At 64.9% G+C, this 21,331-nt stretch carries 23 protein-coding genes and 1 riboswitch; of the genes, 19 read left to right on the top strand and 4 right to left on the bottom strand.

All coding sequences use genetic code 11. The features are described from left to right. Positions 1-32: 32 nt before the first annotated feature. Positions 33-119, bottom strand: a riboswitch (Fluoride riboswitch). Between the two features lie 169 nt (positions 120-288). Both DFR37_RS16165 and DFR37_RS23040 read right to left on the bottom strand, forming a co-directional pair. Beyond that, positions 289-2,151, bottom strand: coding sequence for a tyrosine-type recombinase/integrase (locus DFR37_RS16165; protein ID WP_113934306.1), 1,863 nt, complete (start codon positions 2,149-2,151; stop codon positions 289-291). A 727-nt stretch (positions 2,152-2,878) separates the two neighbouring features. Further along, positions 2,879-3,019 (bottom strand): hypothetical protein, encoded by a 141-nt coding sequence (locus tag DFR37_RS23040; RefSeq protein ID WP_170139940.1) that lies wholly within the window; start codon positions 3,017-3,019, stop codon positions 2,879-2,881. 27 nt (positions 3,020-3,046) lie between these two features. On the opposite strand from DFR37_RS23040, the gene DFR37_RS16160 reads away from it, so the two are divergent. The 17 genes from DFR37_RS16160 (at position 3,047) to DFR37_RS16080 (ending at position 18,543) form a co-directional block, all read left to right on the top strand. Continuing rightward, on the top strand, positions 3,047-3,793 hold the full coding sequence (locus DFR37_RS16160) for a hypothetical protein (RefSeq protein WP_113934305.1): 747 nt from the start codon (positions 3,047-3,049) through the stop codon (positions 3,791-3,793). Positions 3,794-3,911: 118 nt separating this feature from the next. Beyond that, positions 3,912-4,124: an AlpA family transcriptional regulator gene (locus DFR37_RS16155; protein ID WP_113934304.1), complete on the top strand. Its 213-nt coding sequence runs from the start codon at positions 3,912-3,914 to the stop codon at positions 4,122-4,124. 42 nt (positions 4,125-4,166) lie between these two features. Next, positions 4,167-5,042: a ParA family protein gene (locus DFR37_RS16150; protein WP_113934303.1), complete on the top strand. Its 876-nt coding sequence runs from the start codon at positions 4,167-4,169 to the stop codon at positions 5,040-5,042. Beyond that, a complete protein-coding gene (locus tag DFR37_RS16145; RefSeq protein ID WP_023095529.1) occupies positions 5,026-5,274 on the top strand; it encodes a hypothetical protein in 249 nt (82 codons plus the stop codon). Before DFR37_RS16150 ends, DFR37_RS16145 begins: the two co-directional genes overlap by 17 nt. Then, positions 5,267-6,901: a ParB family protein gene (locus DFR37_RS16140; protein ID WP_113934302.1), complete on the top strand. Its 1,635-nt coding sequence runs from the start codon at positions 5,267-5,269 to the stop codon at positions 6,899-6,901. Before DFR37_RS16145 ends, DFR37_RS16140 begins: the two co-directional genes overlap by 8 nt. A gap of 15 nt (positions 6,902-6,916) precedes the next feature. Continuing rightward, the gene (locus DFR37_RS16135) at positions 6,917-7,477 is read left to right on the top strand and encodes a DUF2857 domain-containing protein (RefSeq protein WP_021205172.1); all 561 of its coding nucleotides are present in this window, start codon (positions 6,917-6,919) and stop codon (positions 7,475-7,477) included. Between the two features lie 3 nt (positions 7,478-7,480). Continuing rightward, the gene (locus tag DFR37_RS16130) at positions 7,481-8,743 is read left to right on the top strand and encodes an STY4528 family pathogenicity island replication protein (RefSeq protein ID WP_113934301.1); all 1,263 of its coding nucleotides are present in this window, start codon (positions 7,481-7,483) and stop codon (positions 8,741-8,743) included. Positions 8,744-9,193: 450 nt separating this feature from the next. After that, the gene (locus tag DFR37_RS16125) at positions 9,194-9,976 is read left to right on the top strand and encodes a PFL_4669 family integrating conjugative element protein (RefSeq protein WP_113934300.1); all 783 of its coding nucleotides are present in this window, start codon (positions 9,194-9,196) and stop codon (positions 9,974-9,976) included. Next, on the top strand, positions 9,973-10,500 hold the full coding sequence (locus DFR37_RS16120) for a DUF3158 family protein (RefSeq protein WP_113934299.1): 528 nt from the start codon (positions 9,973-9,975) through the stop codon (positions 10,498-10,500). Before DFR37_RS16125 ends, DFR37_RS16120 begins: the two co-directional genes overlap by 4 nt. 73 nt (positions 10,501-10,573) lie before the next feature. After that, positions 10,574-11,026 carry a single-stranded DNA-binding protein gene (locus tag DFR37_RS16115; RefSeq protein WP_033448879.1) on the top strand — a complete coding sequence of 151 codons (453 nt, stop codon included), beginning with the start codon at positions 10,574-10,576 and terminating at the stop codon, positions 11,024-11,026. A 273-nt stretch (positions 11,027-11,299) separates the two neighbouring features. After that, positions 11,300-13,312, top strand: coding sequence for a DNA topoisomerase III (locus DFR37_RS16110; RefSeq protein ID WP_033472286.1), 2,013 nt, complete (start codon positions 11,300-11,302; stop codon positions 13,310-13,312). A gap of 535 nt (positions 13,313-13,847) precedes the next feature. Then, positions 13,848-15,464, top strand: coding sequence for a DNA cytosine methyltransferase (locus tag DFR37_RS16105; RefSeq protein WP_033472284.1), 1,617 nt, complete (start codon positions 13,848-13,850; stop codon positions 15,462-15,464). 242 nt (positions 15,465-15,706) lie between these two features. Further along, entirely contained in the window at positions 15,707-16,264 is a 558-nt protein-coding gene (locus DFR37_RS16100) for a hypothetical protein (RefSeq protein ID WP_113934298.1), read from the top strand. Between the two features lie 330 nt (positions 16,265-16,594). After that, the gene (locus tag DFR37_RS16095; protein WP_033448869.1) at positions 16,595-16,807 is read left to right on the top strand and encodes a hypothetical protein; all 213 of its coding nucleotides are present in this window, start codon (positions 16,595-16,597) and stop codon (positions 16,805-16,807) included. Positions 16,808-16,828: 21 nt separating this feature from the next. Beyond that, positions 16,829-17,221 carry a hypothetical protein gene (locus DFR37_RS16090; RefSeq protein WP_033448867.1) on the top strand — a complete coding sequence of 131 codons (393 nt, stop codon included), beginning with the start codon at positions 16,829-16,831 and terminating at the stop codon, positions 17,219-17,221. 211 nt (positions 17,222-17,432) lie between these two features. Continuing rightward, positions 17,433-18,170, top strand: coding sequence for a DUF5983 family protein (locus DFR37_RS16085; protein ID WP_033448864.1), 738 nt, complete (start codon positions 17,433-17,435; stop codon positions 18,168-18,170). 94 nt (positions 18,171-18,264) lie between these two features. Continuing rightward, the gene (locus tag DFR37_RS16080; RefSeq protein ID WP_033448862.1) at positions 18,265-18,543 is read left to right on the top strand and encodes a hypothetical protein; all 279 of its coding nucleotides are present in this window, start codon (positions 18,265-18,267) and stop codon (positions 18,541-18,543) included. Between the two features lie 34 nt (positions 18,544-18,577). On the opposite strand, the gene DFR37_RS16075 is transcribed toward DFR37_RS16080, so the two are convergent. Together DFR37_RS16075 and DFR37_RS16070 are read right to left on the bottom strand one after the other, a co-directional pair. After that, positions 18,578-19,039: a PaaI family thioesterase gene (locus DFR37_RS16075; RefSeq protein WP_033448859.1), complete on the bottom strand. Its 462-nt coding sequence runs from the start codon at positions 19,037-19,039 to the stop codon at positions 18,578-18,580. A 29-nt stretch (positions 19,040-19,068) separates the two neighbouring features. After that, positions 19,069-19,740 (bottom strand): ArsR/SmtB family transcription factor, encoded by a 672-nt coding sequence (locus DFR37_RS16070; RefSeq protein ID WP_033448856.1) that lies wholly within the window; start codon positions 19,738-19,740, stop codon positions 19,069-19,071. Positions 19,741-19,844: 104 nt separating this feature from the next. Between DFR37_RS16070 and DFR37_RS16065 the strand changes: the two genes are divergently transcribed. Both DFR37_RS16065 and DFR37_RS16060 read left to right on the top strand, forming a co-directional pair. Then, positions 19,845-20,198, top strand: a complete 354-nt coding sequence (locus DFR37_RS16065; protein WP_033472278.1) for a DsrE/DsrF/TusD sulfur relay family protein — start codon at positions 19,845-19,847, stop codon at positions 20,196-20,198. Beyond that, positions 20,198-21,328 carry a cysteine desulfurase family protein gene (locus DFR37_RS16060; protein WP_033472276.1) on the top strand — a complete coding sequence of 377 codons (1,131 nt, stop codon included), beginning with the start codon at positions 20,198-20,200 and terminating at the stop codon, positions 21,326-21,328. Before DFR37_RS16065 ends, DFR37_RS16060 begins: the two co-directional genes overlap by 1 nt. Positions 21,329-21,331 lie beyond the last annotated feature (3 nt).

Raw genomic sequence — 21,331 nt, 5'->3', positions numbered from 1 at the left:
CGGCGGGCGACGGCCTGCAACGTCCTTGATCAGGATCTGCAGGCATCATCAGCATCTTGGAAGTGCAGTTTTCCCAGACCTTGCATCTGGGGTGGAGGTATGCCATCTCCTTGTGCGAAGTATAGCAACCTCCAGGATGCGGCTGGCGCGAAAGTTGATCGTGCAGGCAGGAGTACAATGCCGGGAACCGCGCGGGGCCACTTTGCTCAGGAGAGGTAAAGGCAAATACCGTGGTTAGCGCTACGGTATCCTCCCGCCGACTGCTCCGCATGGCTCTCCGTGCATAGGTCACATGACAGCGGCCTCGATGGGCTTCGCTGTATGAAGGTACACACCCAGGATGGTCTGGATGGTGGCGGGCACGTTGGTCGGCGTGACCGCATCAATTGCCGCGCGGTCGCCCAGGTCAGAAAGCGGAGTCGTCAGCATGCGGTACAGATCCCACGAGTCTGCGTGTGGGCACAGGTTCATGAGTGTCTGAGCCAGATTGTGCTTGAGCGGCACCAACTGCCAGTCGGGAACGCGTTGTCCCCGGTTGCCCAAGCTGACGGCCAGCAGCTTGCCGGCCTTCAACTCGCGGTTGATCTGATCCTTGGACTTCCCGGCCAGCCTGCCGAACAGTGGAACCGGCAGATTATTCGGTGACTCATAGATCGCCAGCATTTCCTCACGTTCACGCTGGATTGTGGAGACTTTCGGTTCGGGGGTATGAGTTGGAGCCGGCGGCACCTGCGGTAGTCGCTGGAATGTATTTCCGCCATTGTTCGTGGTCACGATAATAGGCGTAGCGGCTATGGGTGGGGTGCTGGATGGAATAGGTCCGATGGGTAGGAGAGCCTCGTTCCCTGTTTCCGCCATCGCTGGCACTCCGTCAATGCGAATGGTCAGATGTGCGCTCGCGGCTTGCACTTCGCCCTGTTCGAGCAGGTCTAGGCGGTCAGCCCAGTCTTGCATCATGCGGCGGCGCGGTTCCACATATCTGGCATGGTTGTAGGCGGAACTTACCTTGTCTGGATCGGCATGGGATAGCTGGCCATCTACCCATTTTGGTGGATAACCGATCTCGTTCAGGGCTGTTGAAAGGGTGGCTCGGATGCCGTGGCCGGTCAGCTGCTCCGCGTAACCCATCCGACGCAAGGCGCTATTGAGCGTATTTTCGCTAATGCGTTTGTTGAGGTCACTGCGGTGTGCCAGCAGGTAGTGTTGTGTGGGCCGCATAGCGCCCAAGATGTAGCGCACGATCTCGATGGCCTGGATGGACAGCGGCACGATGTAGGGCGGTATGTCTTGCGGGTGTTTGCTGGCCTTGCGCAATTTGCGTTGAAGCTGCTTGACGATTTCAGGGGGAATGACCCATAGGCCACGATCCAGATCAAATTGATCTGGTGTCGCCAGGCGTAACTCGCCAGTACGTACGCCAGTCAGAAACAGTAGCCTGATCCCGAGCTGGGTTTGCCAACCGCGCGGATTGTATTGCCTGAGTTTTTGGAGAAAGTACGGTATTTCTGGCAGCAGTAGATATGGATTGTGGGCCACCGGCAGTTTGGGTTCAGCCACCACGCTCAGATCCGTGGCTGGGTTGGTCTCCAGCCCCTCTACGGTGACGAGCGCATAGCGGAACAGCTGTCTCAACCAAGTGCGCACCTTTTCCGCAGTGGTGAGAGCCTTCCGTTGTTCGATTCTTGCTACGACGCCCAGGAGTTGGGGGCGGCGGATGTCGTAGATCGACATCTTCTCAAGGCTGGGCAGTACGTCCTTTTTGAAGATGCGTTTGATCTGCGAGAGAGTGGTATTCCTGCCTTCCTTCAGTTCTTTACTGCGATGGGTGAACCAGGCATCGAAGACGGCCTTGAAGGAGTAATTGGAAGCAAGCTTGATCGCGTGCTGCTTTTGCTTGCGGTCGACGTAAGGATTGATGCCTTTAGCCACGAGGGCCAGGGCTTGGTCACGCAGGATGCGCGCTTCACGGAGACTGACCTGTGGATAGCGCCCCAGTATGATGCGTTTTTGCGTACCTAGCCAGTAGTAGCGCAGCTGCCACGATTTTCCGCCAGCGGCTGAAATCCTGAGGCCAAGTCCGCAGGTGTCGGTGAGGGTGTAGATCTTGCCAATCGTCTTGGCTTGCCTGACGGTCAGGTCGGAGAGTGCCATTTCGAGCTCCCAAGTTGCGACTTAGGGCCAATGCTCGTCGTGACTCCCGCCTGGCTCCAGCAACTATCCGGCATCTGTTCCACCCGTATTTTGATGCCTCATTTGGGGACTCAAAAACGTTGGCTGTAGGTGGATTCCAGTGGCGTTCGCTGGAATGAAAAAAGGGGCGAAAGCCCCTTTAATCAAGAACTTACAGACGTCAGTGGATGTCTGTAGATCATAATTTGGAGCGGGAAACGAGACCTGTACTAGGCGCGTAAGTCGTTGTTTCCCGAACACTTTCTTCACCGAGGTGGCCAGCGAAGACCTCAATTGTAGCCTTGTTTTTAGCCCTCGGCAACAAGTCCGTCTAAAGAAATCCACCGACGGCCATAGACCCCCACTCCGCACACCGGAGCCGCACACGGTACGTCTCCGTCCACGACGGACTCGAACTCACCACAGACCTCTGCGTTCGCTGCTCGTGCATCCTCCATCGCGCGTCCGCGCACGATTCTTTGTCGCTATATCAGGATGCCGGGCAAGCATGACAGGCTCGGGCTTCGCTATGTCCTGCTGGACGTCGTGCAACGATTGCCATCCTCTCGCGCCTTGTGAAACCGCTGGCATATCAGGCCATACCGAAACGGTTTTGCGGCGATCGCCGCCGCTCATGACGCTGCCAGTGTGAGCGCCACTATTCGAGCCGATCAGCAGCAGGATCGACCAGCTTGCGATTCACAGATTCTTACACATTGAGCACATGGCGGCTACCAGCGACATGAGGTGGTGAGAAGTGCTCAGGGCTCACGAAGAAGCGGGTCTTGGAACTCGCTTCATGCACAGACAACAGGCCGACCATGAGGTTGGCGCCAAAGGAGTCGGCCATGTAGTTCTCCTGGAAGGAGATGGGAGCATGAACAACAATGCACCAACATCGAAGGTGTTCTATCGTCCGATTGAAGCCTCCCTGCGTTGGGCCGGGCTTCTGCGGTTCGAGCATGTCATCCTGGCTTCGATCTCTTCGTCACGGAACCTGCCACAGTCGTTGGACTGCCCCCGTTGGGGTGAGCTGAGGCTGTACACCGAACGCATCTACGACGGCATCCTCAATGGGGAACTTCCTTTCGGGAGGAATGGCATCACGACGCGCGATACCGCACTGATCGACTCTCCTGATCTGACGGTTCGCCACGTTGATCTGAAGCGCTGGATGTGCCAGCACTACCCCGAGCAGCGGCCTGGCTTCCTCTTCTCCCGCAGCGAGCGCATCACCCATCCCTTCATCTCACTGGAAACCGGGCAAGCCATGCTGGTCGAAAGGCTGGCCCTCAAATCCGCCTTGGAGCAGTCCAAGCGTCAGCTTCGCGAGTTGCAGGAAAAGCACGACGCGCTGCTCAAGCAGTCCTCGGTGATCCCCGCATGCGCGCAATGCTCGATCAGCGATCGGGCCGAAGCCACCTACTTGAACATCATCGGGGGCATGCTGGAGCTGATGCTAGGCCAGTCGCCCTCGGGCACACCGTACTCCAGCTTCAAGACGCAGGAGGCCGTCGTCAACGCATTGGTCGCCCATCACAGTGGCGTCATGGGGATCGCGGAGCGGACATTGAACGGCAAGTTCGCCACGGCCAGGCGCCGGCTGCATAGCGCCACCCTCTGAGTTTTTCCAGTTTGTATGTGCAGTCGCGGAGATTGCATTTGCAATGTCTTTCCGCAGCCGTGTCTATTGAATAGAGGTCACGCCAACAAACGCCACTGAGCGTTCAGGAGTGACCGCCATGTCGCAAACACCTGTACTGCCGCCCAACGAGCGCCGCATCCTGCGCCTGGAAGAAGTCGAAGCGAAGTCCGGCTTCAAGCGCGCCCACCTCTACAACCTGATGCGCGCCGGCAAGTTCCCCAAAGCGTTGCGCCTGGGCGTGCGCGCGGTCGGCTGGGATTCCATCGAAATCGACCAGTGGATCGCCGAGCGCGTCAACAGCCGCGCCTGACCCGTTCTCCCACGGATTTCCCATCCTCACCCGGAGAACGCCATGAAGGTTGTATCCATTGTCTCGACCAAAGGGGGCGTCGGTAAAACGACCACGGCCGCCAACCTGGGCGGGCTCGCCGCCGATGCGGGGCTGCGCGTGCTGCTGCTCGATCTCGACGTGCAGCCCACCTTGTCCTCGTACTACGAGCTGGCCCACCGCGCGCCCGGTGGCATCTATGAATTGCTGGCCTTCAACGAGCGCGACCTCGGCCAGCTCGTGTCCCGCACGATCATCACGGGCCTGGACCTGGTGCTGTCCAACGACCACCGGGGCGAGCTGAACACCTTGCTGCTGCACGCGCCAGACGGGCGCCTGCGGCTGCGGCACCTGCTGCCCGTGCTGGCCCCCCTCTACGACCTGGTGCTGATCGATACCCAGGGAGCACGCTCGGTGATGCTGGAGATGGCGGTGCTGGCCTCCGATCTCGCGCTGTCTCCCGTGACCCCGGAAATCCTCGCCGCCCGAGAACTGCGGCGCGGCACCATGCAGTTGCTGGAGGACATCGCGCCGTACCGGCACCTGGGCATCGAGCCGCCGCCGCTGCATCTGCTCATCAACCGGGTCCACCCGGTGTCGGCGAACGCCCGGCTGATCCAGCAGGCCCTGCGCGCTCTGTTCCAGGACCACACTGGCATCCGCGTGCTGGCCACCGACGTGCCGGCCATCGAAGCCTATCCGCGCGCCGCGACGCGCGGCCTGCCGGTGCATCGGGTCGAGTACCGCCAGCCACCGGGCAGAGTCGCCCCCGCCGCGCTCGACACCATGCGCGGCCTCGCTGGCGAACTGTTCCCGCAATGGCAGAACCGATTTGCCACGGCGTCCGGCCGCCCGCCATTCCCTCTCAATACCGGGAGGCACCATGGCGAACGCGCATGAACTAGCCCGAGGCCACAAACGGCTGCGCGCCCTGATCGAGTTCGCCGTCGGCGAGGGCTGGCACGTCAAGCGCACGCCGGGCGGCCATCTCAAATTCACCAAGGCAGGCTGCGCCGCGATCTACACCAGTTCGACCGCCAGCGACCACCGGGCGGCTCTCAATGCCCGGGCGCAGATCCGCCGCGCCGAACGCGAGGCCCGGTCTCCAGCGCAGGGAGGCCGCCATGGCTGAGATGACCTCCCAGCAGATGGCCGGCAAGCTGCTCGCGGCCGGGTTCGAGCGCAGCGGCCCGTCCACCTCGGCCTTGAGCGACCCCATCGCCGACACGCCCATGGTCGTGACCCTGGACCAGTTGCGCCCCTACGACCACGATCCCAGGAAGAAGCGCAACCCGGCCTACGAGGACATCAAGGCGTCCATCCGGGAGCGCGGCCTTGACGCAGCGCCGGCGATCACCCGGCGCCCGGGCGAGGACCACTACATCATCCGCAACGGCGGCAACACGCGCCTGGCGATCCTGCGCGAACTGTGGTCGGAGACCAAGGACGAGCGGTTCTTCCGCATATCGTGCCTGTTCCGACCGTGGCCTAGCCGCGGCGAAGTCGTGATGCTGACCGGCCACCTGGCCGAGAACGAATTGCGCGGGGGCCTGACGTTCATCGAGCGCGCCCTCGGCGTCGAGAAGGCGCGCGAGTTCTACGAGCAGGAAAGCGGCGCCGCGCTGAGCCAGTCCGAGCTGGCCCGCCGCCTCGCCGCCGATGGCTTCCCGGTCCAGCAATCGCACATCAGCCGGATGAACGACGCGGTGCGCTACCTCCTGCCGGCGATCCCGACCGTGCTCTATGGCGGGCTCGGCCGCCACCAGGTCGAACGCCTGTCGGTCATGCGCAAGGCCTGCATGCTCGCGTGGGAGCGCTACGCCAAAGGCCGCACGCTGGTGCAGGACTTCGACGACTTCTTTCAGGAGGTGCTGTCGCAGTTCGACACGCAGGCCGACGAGTTCGCCCCCCAGCGCGTGCAGGACGAGCTGATCGGCCAGATGTCCGAGCTGCTCGGCATCGACTACGACGTGCTGGCGCTTGATCTCACCGAATCCGAAAGCCGCCACCGCGCCTTGGTCAGCGATCCGACCCCGCCATTAGCACCGCCCGCATTGCCCGAGCCCGACACCATTGCAAGTCCGTCCGCCACGCCGGCGCCATCGGCACTGACGCCGGCAGTCGCGCCCCCGTCGCGTGAACGCGAAACCGATTCGGGAACGAACGGCTCGCCCGCCGGGAATTCGGTGGCCGCGCCCGGCGATCTGCTGCAGGGCCACATCGTTTCGCCGGCCCCGACGACGGAGCGGCTGCAATCCATTCAGCGGATGGTCGCCGACGAGCTGGGGGATGCGCTGCCCGATTTCTCGGCCAATGTCCTGCAGTCCATTCCAGTCCAGGCGGGCGGTCTCTACCCGATTTCCGACGTCTGGCACATCGACGCGGGCCTGGACACGCCCGATCGCCTGCGCATCCACATCGCGCAGTTCGCACGCGAGATCGCGGGCGAGGCAGGAATCGATCAGTGCATCGAGGAACGCGCGGACGGCGTGGGCTTCGCATGCCATGCCAGCGCGCAGCCCCCATCACAGCAGGGCCGCGCCGTGCTGGCATTGCTGGCGAGCCTGGCAGGCCAGGGCTTCGCCGATGCCGATCTGGACGGCGGGCAGCTTGCCGCCGAGCTGCCGGCGCTGCTGCACGGCCAAGGCGATGCGACACGCCGCTTGAGCGACACCGCGCTGGTCAAGCTGTTCCGATTGCTGCGCCTGGCCCGGCGCCTGCTGGACCTGGAATCCGGTGTCGCAAGCCCTGGGGCATGAAGGAAGGAGACCCGCATGTCCGCCCCGCACCCGCTCAATCAAGCCGTCATCGCCCAGGCGCTCTACGACCTGCGCAACGGCCAACTGCGCCGCTGCAAGGCGATGGGCTTCAGCGAGGCCGAGCTGGATGCGCTCAAGCATCCCGCCATGGTGAGCGTGCTGGCCAACGCCAATGTCTCGTGGTGTTCCGTGTCCGTGAACCGCGAGGTGCTCCGGCGTCTGCTCTCGCAGGCGCAGGACGTGGAGAAGGAAATCGCGACCGTCGATCGCATGTTGCGCCTGGGGGCCAGCACGGAGATGGTCAGCCGCTTCTATGGCCTGACCCATCAGGAAGTCGCCCTGCGCCGTGAGGTGCTGGGCCTGCCCAAGCGCAAGGGGCGTCACCCTGTCCTGGACGAGAAGCAGGACGTCGAACTGTGGCGGCGCTGGAAAGCCATCACCAGCAGCAGGAATGTGGACTTGGAGGACGAGACCTCGATTCTCGACGCGGCCATGGATCTCGCCGAAGGCATGGATTTGCCGCTGTCGGTGGTCTGGGCCGCGATCAAGTCGTGGGTCGATCAGGGACTGGGTTAAGCCATGGCCGTGGACGACACCGCACCACGCCATGGCCCCGTCGCACTCGCTGACCTGTTCGACGCGGCGCTGAAAGACCTTGCGCCCAGGCCCAGCCCGCCCACGCCCACGCCCACGCCTATACCTGCGCCGTCACCTGCGACACCGACTGCCTCCGGCGATGCGTTCCTCTTCAGCGGCAACCGGCACGAGACCGTACCGCGGCGGCTGTTCCTCGACCGCCGCCTGACGCCGCTGGAGCGCAACGCCTGGCAGGTGTTCCGGCTGATGCTCAACGACGACGGCGTGACCGCATTCCCCACGTATGAGCAGTTGCGGCCCTGGCTGGCCTCGATGCCCTGCGCCGGGCAGGCCTCGCACGAAACCGTGGCGCGAGCCCTGACGCTGCTGCGGCTGACCCGGTGGCTGAGCCTGGTGCGGCGACGGCGCGACGCCAAGACCGGCCGCATCCTCGGCAACCTCTATGTCCTGCACGACGAGCCGCTGACCCCCTTTGAAGCGATGCAGCTCGACCCGGACTACCTGCAGCTCGTCAGCCAGGCGCTCGGCCACTCGGCCAAAGCCGTGCAGATCGTAGGCCTGCACACCCTCAAGGAAATCGGCGAAGACCCGATGCTGGCCGGGCGCACCCTGCCATCGAGGCTGCAAGTCCTGGCCGAACGCCTCGCCAGCCAGGGCGTCGGGGCGCACGAAAGTTATCCACAGGAGGACGCCACGCACGAATCCGAAGAAGGGGCTGCGAGCCTTCTTCGGAATCCTGATGACCCCACTTCGGAATCCGAAGCAAGGTCGAAACCCGCGCCAGACGCCTCTCTTCGGAATCCGAAGCAGGCCCGTACAGTACGTAGTAGTCGTATGAATGAAGTACGTACTACCGCGCATGCACAGGCGCAGGCGCGCGCGCTGGGCGACCTGCAATGGCCCAAACGCTTCGCGGAACTGAAGGCAGAGCAGCAGACAGGTGCGCGGGTGGCATTGCAGCAGGTCGATGCCGCGCTGAGGCAGGCCGTGCTGGACGAATGGGCCGCACGATGCAGCAGCCATGGCATCCGCAATCCTGCGGGGTATCTGTTCGGCATCATCCAGCGGGCCATCCATGGCGAGTTCAACGCCTGGGCCAAGAAAGACGCGCCATCGGCACACGCTCCGCCGAATGAGCGGCCACCACCAGCACCGCCACCATCCCAGCCGCAGGGCAAGCCGGTGCCACCAGAAGTCGCCAGGCAGCACATCGAGCGGCTGCGCAACCTGCTCGCCAGCAAGTGAGCGGGCCTGCAAGGAGGCGGTGAAGTGGATGCCAGTGGCTTCCAGTAGAGCTATCCCCAGGGGATAGTTCCACTGACGGCTACACGTCGAACCGCTGCACGCCAGGCCTCGATCGCCCGCCGTGGGATCGGCCCTGTCCACGCTGATCCAGGCGTGCAGCGTTCCTTGGCGCTCCATGGAACTATCCCCAGGGGATAGTTCCACTGACAGCTACGACGTCGAACCGCTGCACGCCAGGCCTCGATCGCCTGCCGCGGGATCGGTCCTGTCCACGTTGATCCAGGCGTGCAGCGTTCCTTGGCGCTCCATGGCGCTATCCCCTGGGGATAGCTCGCGCCGCATTCGACCGCCGCGCCCTGAACCCGGGACGGGCGGGTTTCGGTTTGTTGACTGACTGCCTTCCGCCACCTGCCGAAGCTGTCCGCTCTTTTCCAACAACGAGCGGACACCATGGCAACCACCAACGAACCCCTGCAACTGAATCTCGGCTCCTTGCGCAGCGCGATGTCGCTGACGCTGCACACGCACCACGCCTCGCGCATCTGGCACGGCCGCGCCGCCGCCGAGGGACGACCGGGCATCGTCGGCCTGAACGGCTACATCGCCCAGATGAACAAGATGCGGCGCGGCTCGGAGCAGGACGACCCGTACAGCGACTTCTGGATGCTGCGCATCGAGGACAAGCTCGAACAGACGAAGGCCACGCTGCAATCGCTGCGCGAGCAGGTGGACCAGGCCCTGGCGAGCGTGCCGCCGGCACTCACCCTGGGCGAGAACCTCAATGTTCAACCCGTCAAGCTGCCGCTGTTCGTCAATGCGCAGCTCGGCTTTGCCGCCGTTTATCTGCTCGCCGACTACGACGACATCGCCCGCAAGCTGATCCTCGCGCACCATACAGCGCTGATCGATCGCTCGACGCTCGAACGCTGGCTCAACGAAGGCGCCCATGCACTGCGCAGCCTGTTCTCACTGGCCCAGCAGTACCGATACTCGGGCTGCACCCGCGATGACTTCGCCGCCAAGAATGCCGCAGCACGGGCGGCACTGGAGAAGTTCGGCGAGCTGCCGCAGGACGTGCTGGAAGGCACGCGCCGCTCGAAGTTCGCGCCGCCCATCGTGCGCCGTGGCCTGCAGCAGCGCGGTGACGGTCCTGCCGCAACACAATCCGCCAGTGACGAAGCCGCCGCCACCGAGGCCCCCGAAGCGACGGCCGGCGAGGACGAGCAGGCATGAGCGACCCGAACTGCGAAACCCGCTACTTCCGCCCGCTGCAACAGACCGCCTTCATGCGGCTGGAACACGCAGGCTCTCAAAAAGGCCTTTTAAGGCCTTTTAAGGGTAAAGGGGACTTGGAGGCCTGGGCCAGCCAGTGCTTCGCCATGCGCGACGAGTTGATTGGCTTGGCGCAGCGACAGGTGCTGCCACAGGCCGTCGGGCATCCCTTCCACCTGCTCTCAATCGAGCTGGCCCAGCAGACCACTGGCGCAGGCACGGCGTTTCTTCGCTGGCGCAAGCACGACCGCTCGGCCATGGGCGTCGCCTTGTGGCAGGAGCTGATGGCGAGCACCAGCACGCCGGTCAACCTCCTGGCCGACCTGCACGCGATCGAGCTTCAGCGCATCACGCTGAACATGCAGATCAGCCTGTTGCACACCTTGGGCAGGCAGGCCCAGGAGTGCGCCAGCAAGGCCGCCGACGCGGAAGACGCCTACCTGCGCCGGCTCAAGTCCATGCCATCCGCCATGCGTGATCGGTGATCGCGCCAGGCACCCCAGCACGCGCCCGCCGCCGACCAGGTGCGGGTATTTCAACCACCACGGAGATTGCAACATGAGCACGCATTTTTCTGGCGAAGGCAACATCGGTTCGCCCCCCGAGTACCGGGAGTTTCCCAACGGCAACGACGAACCGCGGCGCTTGCTGCGGCTGAACGTGTATTTCGACAACCCCGTCCCCACCAAGGGCGGCGACTTCGAGGATCGCGGCGGCTTCTGGGCGCCGGTGGAAATCTGGCACCGCGACGCCGCGCACTGGAAGGACCTGTACCAGAAAGGCATGCGCGTGCTGGTCGTCGGCCGCATGGAGCGCGAACCCTGGACGGACAACGAGGATCAGCCGCGCGAGACCTGGCAGATCAACGCGCGCAGCGTCGGCATCCTGCCGTTCCGCATCGAGTCGGTGACCCTCAGCCCCAGGCAGCAGGAGACCGCGCAGGACACGCAGCCGAATTCCCAGGCCGCCCAGGAACCGACCGCGCCGAAGGAGCCGAAGCGCAGGAAGTGATGCAGCATGGGGCGGCGGCAGTCGTCCGTCGCCCCACGCCCTCGCGAGCTATCCCCAGGGGATAGCTCCATCAACGTCCACCGGCGTCCGCGCGCTCCAAAAAATCGTGGCTCCCGGCCCGCACACCCCCGGCCGCACGCCACTTCCGTCCCGGCCATTCCATCCCATGAAAGTGGTCGCCACCGCATGCGGCTTGTTTGCTGCTGCCCCTGGTGATGCTCGGCATCCTCGATTCCAGCAACTCAATGAACCACGGAATTCGGATGGACGGACATGCGGCTGTTCTTGTGCGAGAAGCCATCGCAAGGCAAAGACATTGGTCGAATCCTCGGCGCGACGCAGCGCGGTGAAGGCTGTCTCAGCGGCTCCGGCGTCACCGTCACCTGGTGCATCGGCCATCTCGTAGAAGCGGCAGCTCCCGAGGTCTATGACGCGGCGCTCAAGCGCTGGTCGCTGGAGCAGTTGCCCATCATTCCCCAGCAGTGGCGGGTCGAGGTCAAACCGAAGACCGCCACGCAATTCAAGGTCGTCAAAGCGCTTCTGGCGAAGGCGACTCATCTGGTCATCGCCACCGATGCCGACCGCGAGGGCGAGCTGATCGCCCGCGAGATCATCGACCTGTGCGGCTACCGCGGCCCCATCGAGCGGCTATGGCTGTCGGCGCTCAACGATGCGTCGATCCGCACCGCGCTCGGCAAGTTGCGGCCCTCATCCGACACGCTGCCGATGTACTACTCGGCGCTTGCGCGCTCACGCGCAGACTGGCTCGTGGGCATGAACCTCAGCCGGTTGTTCACGGTGCTCGGGCGTCAGGCCGGCTACGACGGCGTGCTGTCCGTCGGTCGCGTCCAGACGCCGACCTTGAAGCTCGTCGTGGACCGCGACCGCGAGATCGCGGCCTTCAAGTCGGTGCCGTTCTGGGCCATCGACGTGTCCCTGTCCGCAGGTGGACAGGCTTTCAGCGCGCAGTGGGTTCCGCCCGATGGCTGCACCGACGACGCCGGTCGCTGCCTGCAGCAGCCGATCGCCCAGCAGGCCGCGCAGCAGATCCGCGCTGCGGGCAGCGCCCAGGTCCTATTAGTCGAGACCGAGCGCGTGCGCGAAGGTCCGCCGCTGCTGTTCGACCTGGGAACGCTTCAGGAGGTTTGTTCCAAGCAGCTTGGGCTGGATGTTCAAGAGACCCTCGAAATCGCGCAGGCCTTGTACGAGACACACAAGGCCACAACGTACCCGCGTTCGGATTCCGGCTACCTGCCCGAAAGCATGTTCGCGGAAGTGCCGACTGTCCTTGACAGCCTGCTCAAGACCGATCCCTCGCTGCGCCCGATCATGGGCCAACTCGACCGCTACCAGCGCTCGCGCGCCTGGAACGACGGCAAAGTGACAGCCCACCACGGCATCATCCCGACGCTCGAACCCGCGAACCTCTCTGCGATGAGCGAGAAGGAGCTGGCCGTGTACCGGCTCATCCGGGCGCACTACCTGGCGCAGTTCCTCCCTCACCACGAGTTCGACCGCACTGTCGCCGAGCTGTCCTGCGGCCAACAGAAGTTGGCGGCCACCGGAAAGCAGATGGTCGCCCAGGGTTGGCGCCTGGTGCTGGCCGAACCGCAAGCGGATGAGGACGGTGAAGCCACGGCGCGCAGCCAGGTACTCCCCCCGCTGCGCGAGGGCATGGCGTGCCAGGTGGCCGAGGCCGAGATCAAGGCGCTCAAGACGATGCCGCCCAAGCCGTACACGCAGGGCGAACTGGTCAAGTCCATGAAGGGGGTCGCCAAGCTGGTGACGGACCCGCGCCTGAAGCAGAAGCTCAAGGATACGGTCGGCATCGGCACCGAGGCGACACGGGCCAACATCATCAGCGGGCTGATCACCCGCGGCTACATCGTGAAGAAGGGGCGCTCCATTCGCGCATCGGATGCGGCGTTCACCTTGATCGATGCCGTACCCGCGGCGATTGCCGACCCCGGAACCACCGCCGTGTGGGAGCAGGCGCTCGACATGATCGAGGCCGGACAACTCACACTGGATGTGTTCATCGGCAAGCAGGCCGCATGGATTTCGCAACTGATCGTGCAGTACGGCAGCACCTCGCTGTCCATCGAGGTTCCCCAGGGGCCTGCTTGTCCGCAGTGCGGCGCACCGACGCGCCAGCGCACCGGCAAGACCGGCCCCTTCTGGTCGTGCAGTCGCTACCCCGACTGCAAAGGCACGCTGCCGGTCGATCCCGGCACGTCCAAGCGCGGTGCCTCGCGCCCGCGCAGTAGCGGCCGCAAGGGCTCCTGACCGACCCCGCTCCCCGAGAGCCGTGCCCGCCATCGGCGGCGTGGCCCATGTCCCGCACGCCCTGCGGGACGCCCAGCGCGCAACGCCTTCTCTTGTCCGTGTGCGCGTCCCGCCCAGCCGTCCCCCAGCCGCGGGACCTGAAGGTATCTTCTCCACGAACCATGTCCGGGGTTTCCCGGCGCGTTCTGCTGATCAGCATTTTCCGCCTCTGCGAAGGGTCCCCCGGTGGCTTGCCGGCCTGCGAGCCACCCGGAGACCCTTCGTGGTCAGCGGTATTCGATGCCGTGCCCAACGGCGAAAAACTGGGCTCCTTTTGTGCGCGGATGTGCGCCAGAAGATGCCGGCGCCAACCACGACATGCGCCGGGTGCGATTGCTGACAGCAGACGGTTCTAGCGACGACCGGGCCTGCAACAGCCCACGGGTGGTTCCGTCCTCCCGAGCCGAAGGCCACACGGCCTTCGGCGCCTTTCTCCTGCCGATCAACGTCCCGGCCCGGCCACACGGTCCAGGGCCACACGAACAGGAGACCCGACATGAACCCGCAACCTCGCACCTCACGCGGTGCGCCCCAGGCCGCGCCACTGCTGTACGGCAGCGTGTGCAGCGGCATCGAGGCCGCGAGCCTCGCCTGGCAACCCCTCGGCCTCGAAGCCGTGTGGTTCGCCGAAATCGAGCCGTTCCCGAGCGCCGTGCTCGCCCACCGTTACCCCCACGTGCCCAACCTGGGCGACATGACCGCGATCGCCCGCCAGGTGCGCGCCGGCACCGTGCCGGCGCCCGACATCCTGGTCGGCGGCACGCCGTGCCAGTCGTTCAGCGTTGCAGGTAGCCGGCGCGGGCTGGATGACCCGCGCGGAGCCCTTTCCCTTGCCTATGTGGAGCTTGCCAATGCCATCGACCAAACCCGCCAACAAGACCGCCGCCCGGCGGCCACGCTCGTCTGGGAAAACGTCCCCGGCGTCCTCAACGACCGCAGCAATGCCTTCGGGCATTTCCTGGGGGCACTGGTCGGGGAAAGCCGTGCGCTCCAGCCGCCAGGGGATCGGTGGGCGCACGCTGGTTGTGTGTCTGGACCCCGCCGCCGCATCGCGTGGCGCGTGCTCGACGCTCAATATTTCGGTGTCGCCCAACGCCGCAAGCGCGTGTTTCTTGTGGCAAGTGGTGGAGATGACCTCGATCCCGCAGAAGTACTTTTTGAGCGCGCAGGCCTGCTCGGGGATTCTTGTGCGGGCCGCGCGCCGTGGCAAGAAGCTGCCCACGATGCTGGACCGGGTGCTGAAGCAGCAGGCGCATGCGCAGGACTTGCAGGATTCGCAGGGCTGAAGCAGCCCTACGGCAAGGTCACGACGACGTTCGGATTCAGCGGCGGCATTGGCCCCGTCGATGTGGCGGCGTGCCTGATGGCCGCTGGCCCCAAGCACGACATTCGCACCGAGACGTTCATGGTGCAGTCGGTCGTCGGCAGCATCGCCCACACCCTCGACACCGCCAACAACGGCAGGGGCAGCAGCGAGGATGGCACCGGCAAGGGTGTTCCGATCATCGCCTTTACTGCCCAGGGCAGCGGCGCCGATGCCACGTTCGACCTGACGCCGACGCTGCGCGCTGGCGGCCATCGCAACAGCCATGCGAACGCCGGTGTCGTGCCCGCCATCGCTTTCGCGCAGAACAACCGCGGTGAAGTGCGCTACGAATCCGGCCATGGACAGGTGGCTTGCACCGTGCTGTCCAACGGCAAGCCGGGCTACGGCGTGCCGATGGTAGCCTGCGTATCTCTGCGTGGCCGCGAGAACGGCCTTGCCGCCGAGTTGGGCGGCACCGTAGCGGGCGCACTTCGCACCAGCGGCGGCGGCGCGGACAAGCCCCATGTGCTGGCTCCCGACTTCGAGGCGCATTTCCGCTACGACTGGAACGGCCCTGGCCCCGGCGACTGGTCGCACTGGCGGGTGCGGCGGCTGATGCCCGTGGAGTGCGAGCGGCTGCAAGGCATGCCCGACGACTACACGCTGATCACCTACCGCGGCAAGCCCGCCGCCGACGCTCCACGCTACAAGGCGATCGGCAACTCCATGGCTGTACCGTGCATGGCATGGCTGGGCCAGCGCCTGGTGCAGTACCTGCACAAGACGGGCTCGACCGCTTCGGATTGATCGGCGACGCAGCCTGCGGGCCGCGCCATTCTCCCTCCTGCATTGCCGATGTATTGGCAGCAGCCCGCAGCCAGGGTGTCAAGGCTGCCGCGGGTTCCACCCGCGCCACCCGCCAGTTCGCCTCGGCATCTCACCGGCGAACGCTGCCCACCGGGGCACCGATGCCTCTTTCTCCAACCCACGGGATGGCCGCCACGTCCCGTCAGGGGCATGTCGCCACCCGGTCGATTTCAGGACTTCCCATGGACAACATCACCAAGCAAAACCGCATCACGCTGAAGAGCCTCAAGGTGGCAGATTTCGCCAGCGAGGAAACGCTGTGCTTCAGCGCCACCGTCGTGTTCGACGGCACTCCCATCGCCGAGGCCCGCAACGACGGCCACGGCGGCTCGACGTTCCTGCGCGCGCTCAGCGGCAAGGCGGCGTTGCTGGCTCAGGCCGAAGCCTTCGCCAAGGGCCTGCCGCCTGCGCCGCTCAACCTCGGCCAGGAGGGCGAAGACCCTCACTACATCGACATGACGCTCGACTTCCTGGTCGATGAACTTGCCGACGCCATGCACGCGGAACGCAAGGTGCGAGCCGCGTTCAACCGCGACATCGGCAACAAGGTGCTGTTCATCAAGGACGGCAAATTGCTGTTCATCAAGGGCATCAAGCTCAAGGCCATTGCTGACCGCAAGGCGTACTTCGCTTCGCTGCGCGCTCGGCAGGCCCAGCCCATCGTCATCCTCGCCGAGCTTGCGCCCGAGCAGGCATTCGACCTGTGGAAGCAGCATGTCCTGGGCGACAAGCCCGACTGACCCAGCACCGACGCACTCTCCTGGCAGCCCCGCACTCGATGCGGGGTTTCTTTTTCTCTGCGCGCATCAATCGGGGGTGGGCCGGATGCCGTTTTCCAACTGACGCGACGCGGCCCGCGCACGAAGCTGCCCGCATGTTCGCTGATTCGTCAGCACATGCCAGCAGCCAGGGTTTCAAGCTGCCGCGGGTCTCTCCCGCGTTGCCCACCAGTCCGCATCGCATCAAGTCTGCGGACGCGCGTCCCCATGACGCTGATGCATTTTTTCAACCGCGTGCGGGAGCTGCCATCCCGTGAGGGACGAGGCCCCGCTTTTCCAAGGAGCCCGTCCATGTCCCAGCAAGCCTCTTTCGGCCAATTGGCCTCGACCTACTGCGGCAAGTTCCTGCCGCTCGAAGTCCTGCAAAGCGCCGCCGGTCACTACATCGGCACGCGCGATACCGAAGGGCCCGTTTCGCGGGAATCCCGCGAGTACTTCCGCAGCCATGCCGCGGCTCAACGTGCCCTCGAAAGAGGCGGCTGGTCCCAGCTCGCCATTCCCTGATCCAACTGGAGGAATCACGTCATGAACCAGCTACTGCCACGGGAAGTCGTCGATCAGATCATGCGGGAAGAACAGCATTTCGCGGCCGCGCCCCAAGCCTTCTTCGAGGCCTGGAAGCGCGGTGTCGAGATCGCTGGCCCCGAATGGTTCGGTGACGGCACCCGTGAAGGTCTGAACCAGGCCAAGAGCAAGTGGGATCTGCGTCCCAACATGCTGCGGCTCAACGATGCCCTCGGCGTCCTGAGCAGCGGCGAACGCATGTTCCTGTCCGCCATGGTCAGCTTCTACAACGCGCGCGAGGGCGGTGCCATGCTCAAGCGCTGCCACTTCAACGGACTGTCGGACTTCGACGGTCTCGACCTGCAACGCCGTAAGGTCCTCGCCGACCTGCTCGTGAACTACAACGGCTGGTGAGCCGGTCTCCGGCACACCACCACGTCTTCGTTCACTCCCCACGAGGGGCACGCGCCCACGAGGCCGTGCCCCTCATTTTGTTTCCCGTAGTCCAGCGCAGTGCTGACAACGCCATGGTCGGCGCTGCCTGACGCTTTTTCCATTTTTCAACCCACCGGGTCCAATTCCCGGTGGCGGGGATTGGCTCCATTATTCAATCTGGAGAGATCCCATGTCCCAGAATCCTAATCCCTTCCTTCGCGGCTACTGGAATCTGAAAATCGTCCGCACGCTGTGCATCAGCTACGACGATGGAAGCCCGCATGTCTGGCGCAACATCCACGCGAGCCAGCAATTCCTTTCCGACGAAGAACTGGTTTCATCGTCCTGCATCGTCACCAACGATTTCGCCGTGGTCAGCAACGGCCCTGAACCCTTGAGCGACGACGTGCTGGCCGAATGCGACGCCGGTGAAGGCGTCAGCGGCGAAGGCGTGATTGGTGCCGTGGTCTATGCCATCCATGGCGAGGACTTCGACGGTCGCCCAGTCCACGTCGGCGATGCCTATTCGGCCGAGGCTGCGCGGGAAGTGGTGCAGCGCCTGACTTTCGAGACCGGCTACTACAGCCGGTGCTGGGAGATCAGCCGCGAGCACATCACGGTCGATACCTGGCACTACCTCGCCGACCTGGCGGACATCGCCACGCCGGAGGCCATGCTGTTCATCGCCTTCCGTGTGCCGTACAGCCCGGCGATCGGCGTCAAGCTGATCTCCACGCCCTGGACGGACCAGAACCTGGAGCACGCCGAGGGCATCACCGCCGAGCAGCTTCGGCAGGAGCACCGGAACAAGGGCATGCCGGAGGACCTGGCAAACATCCTTGAACTGGCCGGCCAGGCCGATGTGCGCATTCTGATCCTCGACGCCGACGCACCCGCGCTGCTGGGCCTGCCGCTGGCCGAGTCCTAGCAGCCGCGCGACACGCCGGCCTTCCTCATTGTCCCCCCATGCCAGCCCGTTTCCCCCAGGAGCCGGGCTGGTCCATTTTCATAGGCGCAACCTCATGTTCCCCGACCTCATCTCGCCCGCAGCCGACTTCGAGCATCAGCTTGGAGCCTGCGTCAACGCCATGAGCCAGGACGACGCCATCGGCCAGATCCTGGTATTCGAGCGCACGCACGGCGCGCTGCACATGCGCCATATCGTCAGCGCCGACCTGATGGACACCGACATTGATGACTACGAAATGGTCGTCTTCGACGGTGGCAACACCAGCGGCGACACATGGAAGCATGTCTTCTTCCCTCGTCAGCGCGAGCACTACTTCGTGTACGAAGCCTGACCTGCCAGCCCCTCATCCGAGGGGCTGCTTGTTTTCAGGCTTTCGCCGCGAACTGCACGGCCACCATCTCGCCTGTGACGCACACCTCGCCGCCGGCGCTGAGTGTCAAATCGATGATGGCCTTGCGCCCCTCCAGCGAACGTAGCGTGCCCTCGATGAGCAATTCGACGCCCAGCGGCGTGGGCCGCCGGTAGTCCACTTTCAGCGAGCCGGTGACAAAGCGGATCGGCGGGCCACCATCCCCCATGACGCGACCTTGCACCCGGTATGCGAAGGCCGCCGCGCTGGCGGTGCCGTGGCAGTCCAGCAGCGAGGCCAGCATGCCGCCATAGACGTTGCCCGGATAGCCGCCGCTGTACATCGTCGCCGGCGAGAAGCGCGCATGGGTGCGCTCGCCCTCGATGAAGCTCTTGAGATGGAGCCCCTGGGGGTTGGCTGGCCCGCAGCCGTAGCAGTGCGCGAATTCGGCCGGGTAATGATCTTGGATGGCTTGCATGTCGATCCTTGATTGCACAACGGCGAGGCTCAAGCCTCCACGGCCAGCCCGGCCGCCTTCCACTCCGGGAAGCCGTCTTCGAGCCGTCGCACCTTGAAGCCCTTGGCGCGCAGCGCCGCCACGGCCTCGAAGGACATCACGCAGTACGGCCCACGGCAGTAGGCAATGATTTCGTGGCCCTTGGGCAAGTCCGCCAGGCGACGCTCCAGCTCGTCGGCCGGGATGTTGATGGCACCCGCCACGTGGCCCAGCGCGTATTCCGCTTCCGGGCGCACGTCCAGCACCGTCACCTGGCCGGCATTCAGGCGCTCGGCCAGTTCTTCGCGCGAAACGGCTTCCAGCGCGTCACGGTCATGGAAGAAGTCGCGCATCACGCCGCGTACCTCTGCGATGTTGCGCTCGCCCACGCGGCCCAGCGCCTTGAGCAGCGCCACCACCTCCACATCGCCCGCCAGGCGATAGAAGACCCGCTTGCCCTGGCGTTCGGCCTCCACCAGCCGCGCGCGCCGCAGCAGTTGCAGGTGGCGTGAGGCGTTGGCCATCGACAGGCCGACCAGTCCGGCCAGGTCTTCGACGCTGCGCGGCCCCTGCGCCATGCCTTCGAGCAGTTCGAGCCGATGCGCATGGCCCAGCGCTTGCGCCACGGCGGCCAGGTTCTCGAACACCACGTGCTTGGGGCTTTCGGATGAGGTTGACAACATGGATTTCACAATTACACAATCAACACATTGATTGAATGATGGCATGATTGCTGCCCAGCATCAAGCCATCCGGGACAAAAGCCATTTTCTCCGCTGGAGACTCCATGAAAACCCTCCTGATCATCAACGACCCGCCCTACGGCACCGAGCGCATGTACAACGCCTTGCGCTTGGCTTCCGCGCTGCTCAAGGACGCCGCCAACCACGTCAGCGTGTTCCTGATGGCCGATGCCGTCTCCGGCTGCAAGGCCGGTCAGAAGACCCCCGACGGCTACTACAACGTTGAACGCATGCTGCGCCGCGTGACGAACAATGCCCAGGGCGAGGTGCTCCTGTGCGGCACCTGCCTGGATGCGCGCGGCATCAAGGACGAGGAAGTGATGCCCGGCGCACGCCGCAGCACGATGGATGAACTGGCCGCCGCCACCGTGGCCGCCGACAAGGTGCTGGTGTTCTGATGGCCGGCATCTACCTCGACTACAACGCCAGCACGCCCATCGCGCCGGAAGTGCAGGCGGCCATGCTGCCGCTGCTGGAGACGGCCTACGGGAACCCATCCAGCGGCCATTGGGCCAGTACCCCAGCCAAGGCGGCCCTGGAACATGCCCGCGCCCAGGTGGCGGGGCTGCTGGGCGCGTCGCCGGATGAGATCGTCTTCACCAGCGGCGGCAGCGAGGCCAACAACCTCGCGCTCAAGGGCAGCTTCTTCGCGCTGCGCGAGTGCGGCGAGCACATCATCACCGAGGCCACGGAGCATCCGGCGGTGTTGCAGCCACTGGCCTTTCTGGAGCGACTGGGGGCGAGCGTCACGCGGCTGCCGGTGGATGGCACGGGCCGGGTCGATCCCGAGGCGGTGCGCCGCGCCATCACACCGCGCACTGTGCTCGTCAGCGTCATGCACGCGAACAACGAGACGGGCACGCTGCAACCCATCAAGGTCATCGGCACCATCGCTCGCGAACACGGCATCCGCTTCCACACCGATGCGGCGCAGTCCGTCGGCAAGCTGCCGACGAAGGTGGACGACCTCGGCGTGGACCTGCTGAGCATCGCCGGGCACAAGCTCTACGCGCCTAAGGGTATAGGCGCGCTGTACGTGCGGCGCGGCACGGCGCTGGAGCCGCTGATCCACGGCGCCGGCCACGAGGCGGGCCGCCGCGCCGGCACCGAGAGCGTGCTGATGGCTGCGGCGCTGGGCGCGGCCTGCGAACTGGCGAGAACGAATCTCGATGTTGGTGAGCCGGAGCGCTTGCGCGCCTTGCGCGATCACTTCTGGCAAGCGCTGCAAGCGATCTTCGGTGAGCGCGTGGTGCTCAACGGCCACGCCGAGCACCGGCTGCCCAACACGCTGAACGTGAATTTCGCCGGCCGCATCGGCGCCGAGGTACTGGCCGATCTGGACGGCGTGGCCGCCTCCACCGGCTCGGCCTGCCATGCGGGCCGCGTGGAACTCTCGCCCGTGCTGGCCGCCATGGGCGTGCCCGAGCAGGTCGGCATGGGCGCAGTGCGCTTCAGCCTGGGGCGCGGCACCACGCAAGCAGAGATCGACGCCGTGGCCGAGCGCTTGCGCGCCATCGCGAGTCGATGAATA

Origin of the sequence: Eoetvoesiella caeni (assembly GCF_003315175.1) — a bacterium.
Classification (GTDB): domain Bacteria; phylum Pseudomonadota; class Gammaproteobacteria; order Burkholderiales; family Burkholderiaceae_B; genus Eoetvoesia; species Eoetvoesia caeni.
This window is presented reverse-complemented; position numbering and strand designations above follow the sequence as displayed.